Origin of the sequence: Enterobacter genomosp. O, assembly GCF_001022965.1 — a bacterium.
Taxonomy (GTDB): Bacteria; Pseudomonadota; Gammaproteobacteria; order Enterobacterales; family Enterobacteriaceae; genus Enterobacter; species Enterobacter cloacae_L.
The window spans coordinates 356,758-373,004 of record NZ_LECZ01000023.1; the positions used below are offsets into that span (position 1 = coordinate 356,758).

The following is a 16,247-nucleotide window of genomic DNA, read 5'->3' on the forward strand; positions in this document are numbered from 1 at the left end:
AATGATTTGGTGAATATTACGAAAGCGTTATGGTTCCGGCGGCGCAAACCAGGCCGATTTGAAATCAAACCAGCCCAGGGTGTTCATCCGCAAACCGCGCATACTGCGCTGTCCCTGGATCATCAGCCAGTGGTGTATCAAGGGGACGATCGCCTGTTCAGACAGCAGCTGCTGGCACCATACGGCAAGATTCATTTCGCCCGCGCGCCACAGGGCTGCATCCTGCTGCCAGTCGCGGTGGATGCAGTGCTGGATCAGCGGAACTTCATACAGGTGTGAGAATAATGAAAAATCGAGCGGCAGGGTGAAGTTGGCGCTGTTCAGCCAGATATCGCTGGTCAGTTCCCCCTGATGCCATTCGTCATAGTCCACTTCATTGATGTCCAGCCTGACCCCCTCCGCTGCCAGCAGTCTGGTCATGATCCTGGCGATAAAACGATGCTCCACGTGTTCGCGGTAGTAGGTCAGGGTGATGGACTCCAGCCCTGCGGGTTTATCGCAGCGTGCCGGGCGGGCGTGGTGCCAGCGCGGAAGCAGGCCGTACGCCGGGAACCAGTAGGTCTGGTACTGCTCTTCCGCGTGGTAGATGAGATTGGAGGGGGATAAAACGTGGCTGATCCACTTACGTACCTCATGGTTTGCCCCGCGATGGGTGCGGCCATCAAACAGCAGATAGTAGCATCCCTCCTCCAGGCGACTCTCCACGGCTTTTTCTCCCGTGGTAGGGCCTTCCAGCGTCAGGCCTGCACTCAGCTCTTCATTCAGATCCGGCAATACCCACACGTTCACTTCGTCGATCAGCGCCCGATAGCCAAAATAGTCGTCGAACGCGCGGATTTTCAGCTGGTTGTTGTTATTGCGGGAGACAGAGTAGGGGCCGGTGCCAATCGGCTGGCTGGCAAAATTGTTCATCGACTCCCACTCGCCGGGCAAAATCATCGACGGCACATAGCCCAGCAGCCAGGGAAGCCACTTGTCCTGCTGGGACAGCTCAATATCCAGCGTCCATGCCGTTGGGGAGTGCACGCGCGAAATATGCGAGTAGAGCGGCAGCTTGCGGACGCGTTCCAGAGAGGCGATAACGTCGCGCATTTCCAGCTCGCGTCCGTGGTGAAAGTGGATGCCGGGGCGTAAAAAGAATCGCCAGTGAAGCGGGGAAAGCTGCTGCCAGTGGTGCGCGATATCCGCTTCCAGTTCCCCATTTTCCTCATTTATCCGCGTCAGCCCGCTGAAGATTTGCCGGGCCATATGGGTTTCTGAGCGGCGTAAGGCCGTGCCGGGCAACAGATTTTTCATCGGCCGATAGTAGAGGACCCGCAGGATATGGCGGCCCTGGCGGAAACTGCGTCCGAGGTGCGAAACCAGCATCTGGCGCACGGCGGCTTTATCGCCCACCAGCTGTACCAGCTGGTCAATACGGTCCTGCTCCAGCAGATCTTCGGCGCGCTGCTGCTGCAGCGCCAGCCCGGTATACAGGAAGGTCAGGCGCGAGCGTTTGCCGCGTCCCGCCTCCGCTTCCCAGCTTAACCAGCCCTGCTGCTGCATGGTGTTGAGCAGCGTGCGCATATGGCGGCGGGAACAGCTAAGCAGGTCGGCCAGCTCGTTCAGCGTGGTCTCCTTCGATTGCCCCTCGCAGCACTGCCAGAGGCGGATGAATTGTTGTTGCAGTCGACCGGAAGGCATAAAAGGGGAACTCCTGACAAAAAATCAGCAATTTATTAATCCCTATATTAAGCCAATAATCCTTACCGATGAAGTGAGGAGGTAAATTATGAAGAGGTCTACCGCACGTCAGTTTTATCAGCACTATTTTTCAGCGACAAAAGGAACGTCCTGGCTGGCCCGCCAGTGTGCAGAGCAACGGCTGAAAATTCTGGAAGACCTGATGCAGTGGGACGTTACGAAACCGACCTCTTCTCGCTAACTCGCCTCGATCATGTGTGACTGAGTATTGGTGCTTATCACCCGCCAGCAAAATGTTTTTGCTGGCTTTTTTCGTTTATTCTTTCACCCGGTTTCGATTCGCTTTCACAAGGACTTGCGCATGCTCTGGTTGATGACGATGGGGCGACGCCTGAACGGCGTCTATGCCGCTTTTATGCTGGTGGCCTTTATGATGGGCGTGGCGGGGGCGCTACAGGCGCCGACCCTGAGCCTGTTCCTCAGCCGCGAGGTGGGCGCGCAGCCGTTTTGGGTGGGGCTGTTTTATACCGTCAACGCCATTGCCGGGATCCTGGTTAGCCTCGCGCTGGCGAAACGATCGGACAGCCAGGGCGACCGGCGTAAGCTGATCCTCTTTTGCTGCGCCATGGCCGTGGGCAACGCGCTGCTCTTTGCGTTCAATCGTGATTACCTGACGCTCATTACCTGTGGCGTGCTGCTGGCGTCGCTGGCGAGCACCGCCATGCCGCAGCTTTTCGCCCTGGCACGTGAATATGCGGATAACTCGGCGCGGGAAGTGGTGATGTTCAGCTCGGTGATGCGTGCCCAGCTCTCGCTGGCGTGGGTCATCGGCCCGCCGCTGGCCTTCATGCTGGCGCTGAACTATGGCTTTACCGCCATGTTTTCCATTGCGGCAGGGATTTTTGTCATTAGCCTGGCGCTGATTGCTTTTGCGCTGCCGTCCGTGGCTCGGGTCGAGCAAACGACGGATAAACCGATTACTCAGGTGAGCGGCTGGCAGGACAAAAACGTCCGCATGCTGTTTATTGCCTCCACGCTGATGTGGACCTGCAACACCATGTACATCATCGACATGCCGCTGTGGATCAGCAGCTCACTGGGCTTGCCGGACAAGCTCGCCGGGATCTTAATGGGCACCGCGGCCGGCCTGGAAATTCCGGCTATGATCCTGGCGGGTTATTACGTTAAGCGTTTCGGAAAGCGTCGGATGATGGTTGTCGCCGTGGCAGCTGGCGTGCTGTTTTACGTGGGGCTGATCTTTTTCCATTCGCGCGAAGCGCTGCTGGCGCTGCAGCTGTTCAACGCCGTGTTTATTGGCATTGTTGCCGGGATCGGCATGCTTTGGTTCCAGGACCTCATGCCAGGCCGCGCCGGCTCGGCGACCACGCTTTTTACCAACAGTATTTCGACGGGGGTCATTCTGGCGGGGGTGATTCAGGGGGCGCTGGCGCAAAGCTATGGCCATGCCTCGGTTTACTGGATGATTGCGGCGATTTCGGTGGTTACGCTTGGGCTGACCTGCCGGGTCAAGGATGTTTGATTCTGGAAGACGGCTTCACGAAATGGAACGACTTTCTGACAGGTACGAAGAAGGGGAATAGAGTGCGTGGCGGGTGCTTGAGGCTGTTTGCCTCAGGCTTTCGCAAGAGGCAAACAGTGGAGAGTCCCACATCAAAAAACTGATGGGGAGACTAACTTCACTACCGACATTGCGAGGTTAGTCTCTTCATTGCCGAAAAGCAATAAGGAGGCTGGAATGCCAAAACGTACTCTGCTGTTAGGTTTGTTTCTGATCTGTACGACGCTGTTGATCTTCACCTGGATGGTGCGCGACTCGTTGTGTGAGCTGCATTTCAGACAGGAGAAAACGGAGCTGGCGGCGGTGTTGGCTTACGAAGCAAAACGTTAGCGGTATTGGCGGGGGACGTTGCCCCGCCTCTCCAGAGCGGTTGAGCCTCAACGCACCATTATCAATGGCCCGCTTTTTGCGGGCCATTGCCTTTAGCTCATAAATGCAGGCTGTTTTTTCTCGTACGCTGAGATGGCGTCTTCGTGCTGGAGCGTCAGGCCAATACTGTCCAGACCGTTCAGCATGCAGTGACGACGGAACGCATCAATGCTGAAGCTGTAGGTCTTATCTCCAGCCTTCACCACTTCCGCTTCCAGATCCACTTCAAACGAAATACCCGGATTCGCCTGCACCAGGGCGAACAGCTCATCAACCTGTTCGTCGCTCAGCGTGACGGGCAGAAGCTGGTTGTTGAAGCTGTTGCCGTAAAAGATATCGGCGAAGCTCGGTGCGATAACCACTTTAAAACCGTAGTCGGTCAGGGCCCACGGCGCGTGTTCACGGGATGAACCGCAGCCAAAGTTTTCCCGCGCCAGCAAAATGGAGGCGCCTTTGTATTCCGGGAAGTTCAGAACGAACTCCGGGTTAGGCACTTCACCTTTGTCATCAAGGAAACGCCAGTCGTTAAACAGATGTGCACCAAAACCGGTACGCGTGACTTTCTGCAAAAACTGCTTAGGAATGATTGCATCAGTATCGACGTTAGCGGCGTCCAGGGGGACAACCCGGCCTGTATGTTGGGTAAATTTCTCTGCCATGATTGTCTCCTTATTTCAGGCTGCGAATATCGGCGAAATGGCCGGTGACTGCCGCAGCGGCGGCCATTGCCGGGCTGACCAGATGGGTGCGCCCACCGCGGCCCTGACGGCCTTCAAAGTTACGGTTACTGGTGGAGGCGCAGCGCTCGCCCGGATTCAGGCGATCGTTGTTCATGGCCAGACACATGGAGCAGCCTGGCAGGCGCCACTCGAAGCCCGCGTCGATAAAGATCTTATCCAGGCCTTCGGCTTCCGCCTGGGCTTTCACCGGGCCGGAGCCTGGAACAACCAGAGCCTGCACGCCCGGTGCCACTTTGCGGCCTTTTGCAATTTCGGCGGCGGCGCGCAAATCTTCGATACGGGAGTTGGTGCATGAGCCGATGAAGACTTTATCAATGGTGACGTCGGTCAGCGGGATGCCCGGCTTCAGTCCCATATAGGCCAGCGCTTTTTCCGCACTGGCGCGTTCGACCGGATCGGCGAACGAGGCAGGGTCAGGGATGCTGTCGTTGACGGAAATCACCTGGCCCGGATTAGTCCCCCAGGTCACCTGCGGGGCAATCTCTTCTGCCTGCAGGGTAACCACGGTATCGAAGCTGGCACCGTCGTCGGTTTTCAGGGTTTTCCAGTACGCGACAGCATCGTCAAAATCCTGGCCTTTCGGCGCGTGCAGACGGCCCTTCACATAGTCGAAGGTGGTGTCGTCTGGCGCGACCAGACCAGCTTTTGCGCCCATCTCAATGGCCATATTGCAGAGGGTCATGCGGCCTTCCATGCTCAGCGCCTGGATGGCCTCGCCGCAGAATTCCACCACGTGGCCGGTACCGCCTGCGCTGCCGGTTTTACCAATGATCGCCAGCACGATGTCTTTTGCGGTGATACCCGGCGCGGCTTTTCCCTTCACTTCAATCTTCATGGTTTTGGCACGTCCCTGTTTCAGGGTCTGCGTAGCCAGCACGTGTTCAACTTCAGAGGTACCAATCCCGAACGCCAGGGCACCAAACGCGCCGTGCGTCGCGGTGTGGGAGTCACCGCAGACGATGGTCATGCCCGGCAGGGTAATCCCTTGCTCTGGCCCCATCACGTGGACGATACCTTGATAAGGGTGATTCAGATCGTACAGCTCAACGCCAAACTCGTTGCAGTTCTTAATCAGTTCCTGCATCTGGATACGCGCCATCTCACCGGACGCGTTAATGTCTTTGGTCTGGGTGGAAACGTTGTGATCCATCGTTGCGAAGGTTTTGCCCGGCTGACGAACCGGACGCTTGTGCGCGCGCAGGCCGTCAAACGCCTGAGGAGAGGTCACCTCGTGTACCAGATGTCTGTCGATGTACAGCAGAGGGGTTTCGTTTGGTGCCTCGTAAACAACGTGCGCATCAAACAATTTTTCATATAAGGTTTTGGCCATGATTACACCCCTTGCGCGACATAGCGGGCAATAATGTCGCCCATTTCATCAGTACTGACTGCCGCCGTGCCGCGTGCTAAATCACCGGTACGGACGCCTTCTTCTAACGCCCGGTTAATGGCGTTCTCAATTGCGGTTGCTGCATCACCTGCATCCAGGCTGTAGCGCAGCAGCAGGGCCAGAGAGAGGATCTGCGCAATCGGGTTGGCAATGTTTTTACCTGCGATATCCGGTGCGGAGCCGCCTGCCGGCTCGTACAGGCCAAAGCCCTCTTCGTTCAGGCTTGCCGATGGCAGCATGCCCATGGAGCCGGTAATCATTGCGCATTCGTCCGAGAGAATATCGCCGAACAGGTTGGAGCACAGCAGGACGTCAAACTGAGACGGATCCTTGATCAGCTGCATCGTCGCGTTGTCGATGTACATGTGCGACAGCTCAACGTCAGGGTATTGCTTAGCGACTTCGCTGACGATCTCGCGCCACAAAATGGAAGACTGCAGGACGTTCGCTTTATCAATAGAGGTCACTTTATGGCGGCGCTTGCGCGCAGACTCAAAGGCGATATGGGCGATACGTTCAATTTCGAAGCGGTGATACACCTCGGTATCGAACGCTTTTTCATGCTGGCCGCTGCCTTCGCGTCCCTTTGGCTGACCGAAATAGATCCCGCCGGTCAGTTCACGCACGCACAGAATGTCGAAACCGTTGGCGGCGATATCGGCGCGCAGCGGGCAAAACTCTTCCAGACCCTGATACAGCTTCGCCGGACGCAGGTTGCTGAACAGCTTGAAATGTTTACGCAGCGGCAACAGCGCGCCACGCTCTGGCTGCTCTGCTGGCGGCAGGTGTTCCCATTTCGGGCCACCGACGGAACCGAACAGGACGGCATCGGCATTTTCGCAGCCTTCAACGGTGGCTTTCGGCAATGGCGTACCGTGGTTATCAATCGCAATACCGCCAACATCGTAGTGGCTGGTGGTGATTTTCATCGCAAAACGCGAGCGAACGGCTTCCAGTACTTTCAGCGCCTGTGCCATCACTTCCGGGCCAATACCGTCGCCCGGTAACACAGCAATATGGTAATTCTTCGACATTACACGGTTTCCTTGTTGTTCTCTTTATTCTGAGCTTTGCGTTGCAACTCTTTTTCGACTTCGGCGGCGCGCCAGATGTTGTTCAGAACATGCACCATCGCTTTTGCGGAGGATTCGACGATATCGGTCGCCAGACCCACGCCATGGAAACGACGGCCATTGTGGGTAACAACAATGTCGACCTGACCCAGTGCATCTTTACCGTGGCCTTTGGCCGTCAGGTCATATTTCACCAGCTCAACGTCGTACTCGGTGACGCGGTTGATTGCCTGGTAGATGGCATCGACAGGGCCGTTACCGTTAGCGGCTTCTGCTTTAATTTCATCACCGCAGGCCAGTTTGACCGAGGCGGTGGCGATGTTGCTGGAGCCGGACTGCACGTTGAAATAATCCAGACGGAAATGCTCTGGCTCTTCCTGCTGCTTGTTAATAAAGGCCAGCGCTTCCAGGTCATAGTCGAACACCTGACCTTTTTTGTCGGCCAACTTCAGGAAGGCGTCGTACAGCTGATCCATGTTGTAATCGCTGTCCTTATAACCCATCTCTTCCATACGGTGTTTTACCGCCGCACGGCCGGAACGGGAGGTCAGGTTCAGCTGTACCTGGTTCAGGCCAATGGATTCCGGGGTCATGATTTCGTAGTTTTCGCGGTTCTTCAGCACGCCGTCCTGGTGAATACCGGAGGAGTGCGCGAAGGCGCCGGTACCGACAATTGCTTTGTTGGCCGGAATAGGCATGTTGCAAATCTGGCTGACGGTCTGGCTGGTGCGCCAGATTTCGTTGTGATTGATGCGGGTGTGCACGTCCATAATATCTTTGCGCACTTTGATCGCCATGATCACTTCTTCCAGCGAGCAGTTACCTGCGCGTTCGCCGATGCCGTTCATCGCGCCTTCTACCTGACGTGCACCAGCGTGTACCGCGGCAATGGCATTGCCAACGGCCAGGCCCAAATCGTCATGGGTATGAACGGAGATAATCGCTTTATCAATATTTGGTACGCGGTCATACAGGCCGGTGATGATGTTGGAGAACTCAAACGGCATGGTATAGCCGACGGTGTCCGGAATGTTGATGGTTTTCGCACCTGCGTTAATGGCGGCTTCCACAACACGCGCCAGATCGTCAATCGGCGTACGGCCTGCATCCTCACAGGAGAATTCAACGTCATCGGTATAGTTGCGTGCGCGCTTTACCATATACACCGCACGTTCAATAACCTCATCCAGCGTGCTGCGCAATTTGGTTGCGATGTGCATCGGCGAGGTCGCAATAAAGGTATGAATACGGAAGGCTTCGGCGACTTTCAGCGACTCAGCCGCAACGTCGATGTCTTTCTCTACACAGCGTGCCAGGGCACACACGCGGCTGTTTTTGATGGTGCGGGCGATAGTCTGGACGGATTCGAAATCACCCGGAGACGAAACCGGGAAACCGACTTCCATCACGTCGACACCCATACGTTCAAGAGCCAGCGCGATCTGCAGTTTCTCTTTTACACTCAGGCTTGCCTGTAATGCCTGTTCACCGTCTCGTAAAGTGGTATCGAAAATAATGACTTGCTGGCTCATGGGTTAGGTCCTTGTCAGTCTTAGGGCGCCTTGCTACGAGCATAAAAAAACCCGCGCAGTGGCGCGGGTTTTTAGTCTTACTGGTGACGATTCAACGCTGAATTTCGCCCGCCAGTCTACCGCGCACAGTGGATGCGTTTAGTAGTAGTAGACCGGTGAAACGAATGGTGCGAATCATGAATCGTGCTCCGTTAAATTCAATGTATTTTTAGTGGTACTGGATACGGCCGTTCATGTCAACCCCTAAGGATAAAAACGGCCCCGGCAGGCTGAACACACAGGCTGTCTGCTTTAGCGAATTGTGCTGGTTTTTACTTTTACGACCCGACTAATTGTCTAATTTTGGACTGGGAAAAAGGTTGCAGAAATAAATTAATATAATTCGTTTAAATTGAGCAAAGTACGTTGCCATGAATGCTTTATGCTTAAAGGGTTTTAATATCATTAAGTTGTAAGTTCAGTGAATCATTTTAGACTCTCTAAAAAATGAACAGAGATAACAGATTGTTAACTTACTGTAGAGCGTCAGTTATAACAGTTTAATAATACTTAAGTCATCATTAACCAAGGGGTAATTGTATATTTGTTTGGTTTATGGTTTCATCTCAATCCTAAAGTTAATCATATCATTTACGTGTTTTTATTTTTCATTCTTTTAGTGTCTTTATATATTCCGAATTTTAAACAATTCTCTTTCGCTGGCCATATTTGCATGATAAATCATATTTTTCGAGATTGTTACAATACGTTGGCAAAGGGAGTGTAGCGTGACAGTGGAGTCTGAAGTGCCAGAAAATAATATTAAACAACCTCAAACTACGGATGGGATTAAACCACAGTTACGCACGGTGGACCTTAATCTTCTGACGGTGTTTGATGCTGTCATGCAGGAACAGAATATCACCCGCGCGGCACAAACGTTGGGGATGTCACAACCCGCCGTCAGTAATGCCGTCGCCAGGCTTAAGGTCATGTTTAACGATGAACTGTTCGTTCGTTACGGGAGGGGGATCCAGCCCACGGCGCGTGCATTCCAGTTATTCGGCTCAATCCGCCAGGCGCTGCAGTTGGTACAAAATGAACTGCCGGGGTCGGGGTTTGAACCCTTAAGCAGCGAGCGAGTCTTTCATCTCTGTGTCTGCAGCCCATTAGATAATTATTTAACATCGATTATTTATAATAAAGTTGAAGAGATCGCGCCAAATATCAATCTGGTTTTTAAATCATCCCTCAATCAAAACACAGAACATCAGTTGCGCTATCAGGAGATCGAATTCGTCCTGGGATATGAAGAGTTCCGTCGACCTGAATTTTCCTGCGTGCCGCTGTTTAAAGATGAAATGGTTTTGGTCGCCAGTAAAAAACATCCGCGCCTGACTTCTCCGTTACGAGAAAATGATGTTTATAATGAGCAGCACGCCGTTGTTGCACTCGACAGATATGCTTCCTTTAGCCTGCCGTGGTATGACACAGCAGACAAACAGGCGTGTGTGGCCTATCAGGGAATGGCAATGGTCAGCGTATTAAACGTAGTCTCCCAGACGCAGCTGGTGGCGATTGCGCCGCGCTGGCTGGCAGAAGAGTTTTCAGAATCGTTAAATCTGCAAATTCTGCCTCTGCCACTCAAGCTAAATAGCCGAACCTGTTACCTTTCCTGGCATGAAGCGGCGGGCCGGGATAAAGGGCATCAGTGGATGGAAGAGCTGCTGGTTGGCATCTGTCGCCGATAAACGTATCAGGATAAACCGCATTGGTTTATGTGGTTTATCCTGAATTTTTTTAGATAATTGCTATTTTATTCTATTGTGATTTTTTTAGGGCTGCTATCCGGTGCGCAAAAATAGATGATTTTCTGCGTTGTCGTGCTTTTCAGCGATGATTAATCATCCCATCCTCTATTCCCAGATGAATTAACCATATCTTCTGTTAACGGCTGCTTTTTCTGCTTTACGCACCGTTTATCTCCCCGGGTTTGCTAATTGCCTGCCTCATAACGAGCGGTTAAGGTAAAGAACACTCTGCAAAATATAAGATTCGTAAGACGGTGCGGAAATGAGTTCGGCAGTCCGTCTATAACAAAATGCCTGGAGGCAAAGCATGGAGATGTTGTCTGGCGCGGAAATGGTCGTTCGGTCACTGATCGATCAGGGCGTGAAGCAAGTGTTCGGCTACCCTGGCGGCGCGGTCCTTGATATTTATGATGCGCTTCATACGGTAGGGGGCATTGACCATGTTCTGGTTCGTCACGAGCAGGCGGCGGTACACATGGCTGACGGCCTGGCGCGTGCAACGGGGGAAGTGGGCGTGGTCCTGGTCACGTCTGGTCCCGGCGCGACAAACGCCATTACCGGCATTGCCACGGCGTATATGGACTCTATCCCGCTAGTGATCCTCTCCGGGCAGGTGGCGACCTCACTGATTGGCTACGACGCGTTTCAGGAGTGCGACATGGTCGGGATTTCGCGTCCCGTTGTGAAGCACAGCTTCCTGGTCAAGCAAACCGAAGATATCCCTGGCGTGCTGAAAAAAGCCTTCTGGCTGGCGGCAAGCGGGCGTCCGGGACCGGTGGTGGTCGATCTACCCAAAGATATACTGAACCCGGCAAACAAGCTGCCTTATGTCTGGCCAGAATCGGTGAGCATGCGTTCTTACAACCCAACCACGCAGGGTCATAAAGGTCAGATCAAGCGTGCGTTGCAAACGCTTCTGGCAGCCAAAAAACCGGTCGTCTATGTTGGCGGCGGGGCGATCAATTCAGCCTGTGAAGTCCAGCTTCGTGAACTGATTGAAAAGCTGAACCTCCCTGTTGCGTCGTCGCTGATGGGGCTGGGGGCGTTTCCCGCCACCCACCGTCAGGCGCTGGGTATGCTGGGTATGCACGGTACCTATGAAGCCAACATGACGATGCACCATTCTGATGTGATCTTTGCCGTTGGCGTGCGTTTTGACGATCGCACCACTAATAACCTGGCGAAGTATTGCCCGAACGCCACCGTGCTGCACATTGATATCGATCCCACATCCATTTCAAAAACGGTGTCGGCGGATGTGCCGATCGTCGGTGATGCCCGGCAGGTTCTGGAGCAAATGCTGGAGCTGCTGGCCCAGGAGACCGCGACCCAGCCGCTGGATGAGATCCGCGACTGGTGGCAGCAAATTGAACAGTGGCGTGCACGCCAGTGTCTGAAATATGACACGCAGAGCGAAAATATTAAGCCGCAGGCGGTCATCGAAGCAGTGTGGCGACTGACGAAGGGTGAGGCATATGTGACCTCAGACGTGGGTCAGCACCAGATGTTTGCCGCCCTGTATTACCCGTTTGATAAACCACGACACTGGATCAACTCGGGTGGTTTAGGAACGATGGGCTTTGGTTTGCCCGCCGCGCTGGGCGTGAAGCTGGCGCTGCCGAATGAAACCGTCGTCTGCGTAACCGGGGACGGCAGTATCCAGATGAACATTCAGGAGCTCTCTACCGCGCTGCAGTATGAACTGCCGGTTCTCGTGCTGAACCTGAATAACGGCTATCTCGGTATGGTGAAGCAGTGGCAGGATATGATCTATTCTGGCCGTCATTCACAGTCATATATGAAATCGCTGCCGGATTTTGTTCGTCTTGCTGAAGCTTACGGCCATGTTGGCATGCGGGTGACCGATCCGGCCGAGCTGGAAACGAAGCTCGCTGAAGCGCTTGAGCATGTTAAAAACAACCGCCTCGTCTTTATGGATGTCATTGTTGATGGGACCGAGCACGTTTATCCGATGCATATTCGTGGTGGTGGTATGGATGAAATGTGGTTAAGCAAAACGGAGAGAACCTGATATGCGCCGGATATTATCTGTTTTACTGGAAAACGAGTCTGGCGCACTGTCGCGCGTCATTGGGCTTTTTGCGCAGCGGGGCTACAACATTGAAAGCCTGACCGTCGCCCCGACGGAAGACCCAACGCTGTCGCGCATGACGATCCAAACCGTCGGCGACGCCAAAGTGCTGGAGCAGATTGAGAAACAGCTGCATAAGCTGGTCGACGTGCTGCGCGTGAGCGAGCTGGGGCAGGGGGCCTACGTTGAACGTGAGGTCATGCTGGTGAAAATTCAGGCCAGTGGCTACGGGCGTGAAGAAGTCAAACGCAATGCGGATATATTCCGCGGACAGATTATCGACGTCACGCCTTCTCTTTATACGGTTCAACTGGTAGGGACGAGCGACAAGCTGGATGCCTTCCTGGCGTCCGTGCGGGATGTAGCAAAAATTGTTGAGGTGGCGAGATCGGGTGTAGTGGGTCTGTCACGCGGCGAGAAAATCATGCGTTAGTTGTCAAAAAGGTTCGCCTCTTTCTGCCCGGTCACCAAAGCCGGGCTTTTTTTTGCGTAATCAGCCGACAACGCAGATAAAAGCGGTTGCCGCGGAAGCTTTTCTGCGTTTAGATGTTAAAAGATTTAACCATAACCTTGACAGGGCCATGGACTCTTTTCTTTTTTTAAGGGGCAATTGTGAAACTGGATGAAATCGCCCGGCTAGCCGGCGTGTCACGAACAACGGCCAGCTATGTGATTAACGGTAAAGCAAAGCAGTACCGTGTCAGCGATAAGACCGTTGAAAAAGTTATGGCGGTGGTTCGTGAACATAACTACCATCCGAATGCTGTCGCAGCCGGCCTGCGTGCCGGGCGCACCCGCTCTATTGGTCTGGTGATCCCGGACCTGGAAAACACCAGCTATACCCGTATCGCCAACTATCTTGAACGTCAGGCGCGCCAGCGCGGCTATCAATTGCTGATTGCCTGCTCGGAAGATCAGCCGGATAACGAGATGCGCTGCATTGAGCATCTGCTCCAGCGTCAGGTGGATGCCATTATCGTGTCGACCTCCTTACCGCCAGAGCATCCGTTCTACCAGCGCTGGGCGAACGACCCGTTCCCGATCGTTGCGCTGGATCGCGCGCTGGACCGCGAGCATTTCACAAGCGTAGTGGGTGCCGATCAGGATGACGCAGAAATGCTGGCCGCAGAGCTAAGAACATTCCCGGCGGAAACCGTGCTTTATCTTGGCGCGTTGCCTGAGCTTTCTGTGAGCTTCCTGCGTGAGCAGGGCTTCAGAACTGCCTGGAAAGACGATCCGCGCGAGGTTCACTACCTCTATGCCAACAGCTACGAGCGTGAGGCCGCTGCGCAGCTGTTCGAGAAATGGCTGGAAACGCACCCGATGCCTCAGGCACTGTTCACCACCTCGTTTGCGCTTTTGCAGGGGGTGATGGATGTGACCTTACGTCGCGAAGGTAAACTCCCTTCCGACCTGGCCATCGCTACTTTCGGGGATAACGAGCTTCTCGACTTCCTCCAGTGCCCGGTGCTGGCGGTAGCACAGCGTCACCGTGACGTGGCTGAACGCGTACTGGAGATTGTGCTGGCGAGTCTGGATGAACCCCGTAAGCCGAAGCCGGGCCTGACGCGTATCAAACGTAATCTTTACCATCGCGGAATTTTAAGCCGTCATAAATGAAAATGACCGGGGCGGCGAAATCTGCCCCCGTTTTGCCGCAATAATTCGTGTGCATAATTCCCGGAGAGAAATTAGGATAATTCTTGAGGGTTCATAATCACCTAATTTTCTTAATTCGTTTTGGCTTCTAAATTGTTCTTTAAAGAACGTCTGAGCAATTTAAAACGGCTATTTTTGTATTATTTTGTTACAAACCCTCTCCGGTCGATGAATATTCAGACGTTTTTCCTCCTCCTTTGCCAGCTAACACGGCAACCGCCGCGCTTACCGGGTGCCTGAGTGAATCTGGCGCTGTTATCCCCTGAGAATCTGTCATAAAATGCTGCCCGCGTCGCAAACTGACACTTTATATTTATCTGCGATGAAATTGAGTGAGCTTTAACGCTAGTGTGCATATTCGGTTTTTTTCTTACAAATATTCATAACGTTAATTTTGCCTCGCCAGTTGTGCAGTTATTAACCAGGAGTGTTTATCTCTGTAAATAGAGGGCTTCCGGGTCCTTACAGGGAGAGTCCTGGCTTGACAAGCTTTTCCCTCGCTCCGTAAACTCCTTTAGGTGGGAATTTGTGGGTTAAAGTGGTGAGGAGGGGTGAGACTGGCATGTTCCGTGGAGCTACGTTAGTCAATCTCGACAGCAAAGGGCGTTTATCGGTACCAACCCGATACCGCGACCAGCTGATTGAGAACGCTGCGGGTCAAATGGTTTGCACCATTGACATTAACTCCCCCTGCCTGCTGCTTTACCCCCTGCCTGAATGGGAAATTATTGAGCAAAAGCTGTCGCGACTGTCGAGCATGAACCCGCAGGAACGCCGCGTGCAGCGGTTGTTATTGGGACATGCCAGTGAATGTCAGATGGATAACGCAGGGCGATTACTAATTGCGCCTGTGTTACGGCAACATGCCGGTCTGACCAAAGAAGTGATGCTGGTCGGGCAGTTCAACAAGTTTGAACTGTGGGATGAAACGACCTGGTATCAACAGGTCAAGGAAGATATCGACGCTGAGCAGTCTGATTCCGCGACATTATCGGAACGGCTGCAGGACTTGTCTCTATAAATATGATGGAAAATTATAAACACAAAACGGTGTTACTGGACGAGGCCGTTAACGGCCTGAATATTCGTCCGGATGGCATCTACATTGATGGCACTTTTGGTCGCGGTGGTCACTCGCGTTTGATTCTCTCCCAGCTTGGAGAGGAAGGACGTCTGCTGGCAATCGATCGCGATCCGCAGGCGATTGCCGTTGCGCAGACCATCAATGACCCACGCTTTTCCATCGTGCATGGACCTTTCTCTGCGCTCGCGGAATATGTTGCCGAGCGCGGCCTGACGGGCAAGATCGACGGGATTCTTCTCGATCTTGGCGTCTCTTCACCTCAGCTTGATGATGCTGAACGCGGCTTCTCCTTTATGCGCGATGGTCCGCTGGATATGCGGATGGACCCGACGCGCGGTCAGTCTGCCGCCGAGTGGTTACAGACTGCTGATGAAGCGGATATTGCATGGGTAATCAAAACCTTCGGCGAAGAGCGCTTTGGCAAACGTATTGCGCGCGCCATCGTTGAGCGCAACCGCATTGAGCCCATGACCCGCACCAAAGAGTTAGCCGAGGTGATCGCGGCGGCAACGCCGGTGAAGGATAAGCACAAACATCCCGCGACCCGTACCTTCCAGGCGGTTCGCATCTGGGTAAACAGTGAACTGGAGGAAATAGAGCTGGCGCTAAAAAGCTCGCTCGACGTGCTGGCCCCGGGTGGGCGGTTATCCATCATCAGCTTCCATTCGCTGGAAGACCGTATTGTGAAACGCTTTATGCGTGAACAAAGCCGCGGTCCACAGGTGCCAGCGGGGCTGCCGATGACGGAAGAACAACTCAGGAAGCTGGGTGGCCGTCAGTTGCGAGCATTAGGCAAGTTGATGCCGGGCGAAGAAGAGGTGGCAGAGAATCCACGCGCCCGTAGTTCAGTGCTGCGTGTTGCAGAGAGGACGAACGCATGATCGGCAGAGTGACAGAGACCCTAAGCAAAGTTAAGGATTCGTTAGGAAGCAACGAGCGCCATGCCTTGCCTGGCGTGATCGGCGACGATCTTTTGCGGTTTGGGAAACTGCCACTCTGTCTGTTCATTTGCATCATTGTTACGGCCGTTACGGTGGTGACCACAGCCCACCATACGCGTTTATTGACTGCGCAACGCGAGCAGATGGTACTGGAACGCGATGCGCTGGATATTGAATGGCGAAATTTGATCCTTGAAGAAAACGCGCTCGGCGATCACAGCCGGGTTGAACGGATCGCAACGGAAAAGCTGCAACTGCAGCATGTTGATCCTTCCCAGGAAAATATCGTAGTACAAAAATAAGGGAAATCGCGAC

The 16,247-nt window shown here is 53.8% G+C and carries 16 protein-coding genes; 10 read left to right on the plus strand and 6 right to left on the minus strand.

What is annotated here, in order from left to right; genetic code table 11:
* Window positions 1-27 precede the first annotated feature (27 nt).
* Entirely contained in the window at window positions 28-1,683 is a 1,656-nt protein-coding gene (gene sgrR, locus ABR39_RS07020) for an HTH-type transcriptional regulator SgrR (RefSeq protein WP_047346337.1), read from the minus strand.
* Window positions 1,684-1,771: 88 nt separating this feature from the next.
* Here sgrR and sgrT point away from each other — a divergent pair, with 88 nt between their 5' ends.
* The 3 genes from sgrT to ABR39_RS07030 all read left to right on the plus strand — a co-directional run bounded on the left by sgrT (window position 1,772) and on the right by ABR39_RS07030 (window position 3,592).
* Entirely contained in the window at window positions 1,772-1,924 is a 153-nt protein-coding gene (gene sgrT / locus ABR39_RS24120) for a glucose uptake inhibitor SgrT (RefSeq protein WP_032672519.1), read from the plus strand.
* Between the two features lie 120 nt (window positions 1,925-2,044).
* Window positions 2,045-3,223, plus strand: coding sequence for a sugar efflux transporter (locus ABR39_RS07025; protein WP_047346338.1), 1,179 nt, complete (start codon window positions 2,045-2,047; stop codon window positions 3,221-3,223).
* A gap of 216 nt (window positions 3,224-3,439) precedes the next feature.
* Window positions 3,440-3,592: a Hok/Gef family protein gene (locus ABR39_RS07030; RefSeq protein ID WP_010427008.1), complete on the plus strand. Its 153-nt coding sequence runs from the start codon at window positions 3,440-3,442 to the stop codon at window positions 3,590-3,592.
* 92 nt (window positions 3,593-3,684) lie between these two features.
* Here the strand turns inward: ABR39_RS07030 and leuD are convergent, their stop codons facing one another.
* The 5 genes from leuD to leuL form a co-directional block, all read right to left on the minus strand.
* Window positions 3,685-4,290, minus strand: coding sequence for a 3-isopropylmalate dehydratase small subunit (gene leuD, locus ABR39_RS07035; protein ID WP_047346339.1), 606 nt, complete (start codon window positions 4,288-4,290; stop codon window positions 3,685-3,687).
* A gap of 10 nt (window positions 4,291-4,300) precedes the next feature.
* Window positions 4,301-5,701: a 3-isopropylmalate dehydratase large subunit gene (gene leuC / locus ABR39_RS07040; RefSeq protein WP_047346340.1), complete on the minus strand. Its 1,401-nt coding sequence runs from the start codon at window positions 5,699-5,701 to the stop codon at window positions 4,301-4,303.
* Between the two features lie 2 nt (window positions 5,702-5,703).
* Entirely contained in the window at window positions 5,704-6,795 is a 1,092-nt protein-coding gene (gene leuB / locus ABR39_RS07045; protein WP_047346341.1) for a 3-isopropylmalate dehydrogenase, read from the minus strand.
* Window positions 6,795-8,366: a 2-isopropylmalate synthase gene (leuA, locus tag ABR39_RS07050; protein WP_047346342.1), complete on the minus strand. Its 1,572-nt coding sequence runs from the start codon at window positions 8,364-8,366 to the stop codon at window positions 6,795-6,797. The genes leuB and leuA overlap by 1 nt, the downstream gene beginning before the upstream one ends.
* Before the next feature lie 91 nt (window positions 8,367-8,457).
* Complete coding sequence (leuL, locus tag ABR39_RS26370) at window positions 8,458-8,544, minus strand: leu operon leader peptide (protein ID WP_071530973.1); 87 nt, start codon at window positions 8,542-8,544, stop codon at window positions 8,458-8,460.
* Window positions 8,545-9,151: 607 nt separating this feature from the next.
* On the opposite strand from leuL, the gene leuO reads away from it, so the two are divergent.
* The 7 genes from leuO to ftsL all read left to right on the plus strand — a co-directional run bounded on the left by leuO (window position 9,152) and on the right by ftsL (window position 16,234).
* Entirely contained in the window at window positions 9,152-10,096 is a 945-nt protein-coding gene (gene leuO / locus ABR39_RS07055) for a transcriptional regulator LeuO (protein WP_047346343.1), read from the plus strand.
* Window positions 10,097-10,463: 367 nt separating this feature from the next.
* A complete protein-coding gene (ilvI, locus tag ABR39_RS07060) occupies window positions 10,464-12,188 on the plus strand; it encodes an acetolactate synthase 3 large subunit (protein WP_047346344.1) in 1,725 nt (574 codons plus the stop codon).
* A 1-nt stretch (window position 12,189) separates the two neighbouring features.
* On the plus strand, window positions 12,190-12,681 hold the full coding sequence (ilvN, locus tag ABR39_RS07065) for an acetolactate synthase small subunit (protein ID WP_008501994.1): 492 nt from the start codon (window positions 12,190-12,192) through the stop codon (window positions 12,679-12,681).
* A gap of 179 nt (window positions 12,682-12,860) precedes the next feature.
* Window positions 12,861-13,868 (plus strand): catabolite repressor/activator, encoded by a 1,008-nt coding sequence (gene cra, locus ABR39_RS07070; RefSeq protein ID WP_014168621.1) that lies wholly within the window; start codon window positions 12,861-12,863, stop codon window positions 13,866-13,868.
* A 601-nt stretch (window positions 13,869-14,469) separates the two neighbouring features.
* Window positions 14,470-14,928, plus strand: coding sequence for a division/cell wall cluster transcriptional repressor MraZ (gene mraZ, locus ABR39_RS07075; RefSeq protein WP_021240528.1), 459 nt, complete (start codon window positions 14,470-14,472; stop codon window positions 14,926-14,928).
* A 2-nt stretch (window positions 14,929-14,930) separates the two neighbouring features.
* Window positions 14,931-15,872 carry a 16S rRNA (cytosine(1402)-N(4))-methyltransferase RsmH gene (gene rsmH / locus ABR39_RS07080; RefSeq protein ID WP_023310390.1) on the plus strand — a complete coding sequence of 314 codons (942 nt, stop codon included), beginning with the start codon at window positions 14,931-14,933 and terminating at the stop codon, window positions 15,870-15,872.
* The gene (gene ftsL, locus ABR39_RS07085) at window positions 15,869-16,234 is read left to right on the plus strand and encodes a cell division protein FtsL (protein WP_008501989.1); all 366 of its coding nucleotides are present in this window, start codon (window positions 15,869-15,871) and stop codon (window positions 16,232-16,234) included. Before rsmH ends, ftsL begins: the two co-directional genes overlap by 4 nt.
* The last annotated feature ends 13 nt before the right edge of the window (window positions 16,235-16,247 follow it).

What these genes read in the sequence shown, in the direction of transcription:
- ilvN (WP_008501994.1), top strand. Translation starts at nt 12,190, where the DNA reads ATGCGCCGGATATTATCTGTTTTACTGGAAAACGAGTCTGGCGCACTG.
- leuB (WP_047346341.1), bottom strand. Translation starts at nt 6,795, where the DNA reads ATGTCGAAGAATTACCATATTGCTGTGTTACCGGGCGACGGTATTGGC.
- leuA (WP_047346342.1), bottom strand. Translation starts at nt 8,366, where the DNA reads ATGAGCCAGCAAGTCATTATTTTCGATACCACTTTACGAGACGGTGAA.
- ftsL (WP_008501989.1), top strand. Translation starts at nt 15,869, where the DNA reads ATGATCGGCAGAGTGACAGAGACCCTAAGCAAAGTTAAGGATTCGTTA.
- ABR39_RS07025 (WP_047346338.1), top strand. Translation starts at nt 2,045, where the DNA reads ATGCTCTGGTTGATGACGATGGGGCGACGCCTGAACGGCGTCTATGCC.
- sgrR (WP_047346337.1), bottom strand. Translation starts at nt 1,683, where the DNA reads ATGCCTTCCGGTCGACTGCAACAACAATTCATCCGCCTCTGGCAGTGC.
- leuD (WP_047346339.1), bottom strand. Translation starts at nt 4,290, where the DNA reads ATGGCAGAGAAATTTACCCAACATACAGGCCGGGTTGTCCCCCTGGAC.
- leuL (WP_071530973.1), bottom strand. Translation starts at nt 8,544, where the DNA reads ATGATTCGCACCATTCGTTTCACCGGTCTACTACTACTAAACGCATCC.
- ABR39_RS07030 (WP_010427008.1), top strand. Translation starts at nt 3,440, where the DNA reads ATGCCAAAACGTACTCTGCTGTTAGGTTTGTTTCTGATCTGTACGACG.
- ilvI (WP_047346344.1), top strand. Translation starts at nt 10,464, where the DNA reads ATGGAGATGTTGTCTGGCGCGGAAATGGTCGTTCGGTCACTGATCGAT.
- leuC (WP_047346340.1), bottom strand. Translation starts at nt 5,701, where the DNA reads ATGGCCAAAACCTTATATGAAAAATTGTTTGATGCGCACGTTGTTTAC.
- sgrT (WP_032672519.1), top strand. Translation starts at nt 1,772, where the DNA reads ATGAAGAGGTCTACCGCACGTCAGTTTTATCAGCACTATTTTTCAGCG.
- mraZ (WP_021240528.1), top strand. Translation starts at nt 14,470, where the DNA reads ATGTTCCGTGGAGCTACGTTAGTCAATCTCGACAGCAAAGGGCGTTTA.
- rsmH (WP_023310390.1), top strand. Translation starts at nt 14,931, where the DNA reads ATGATGGAAAATTATAAACACAAAACGGTGTTACTGGACGAGGCCGTT.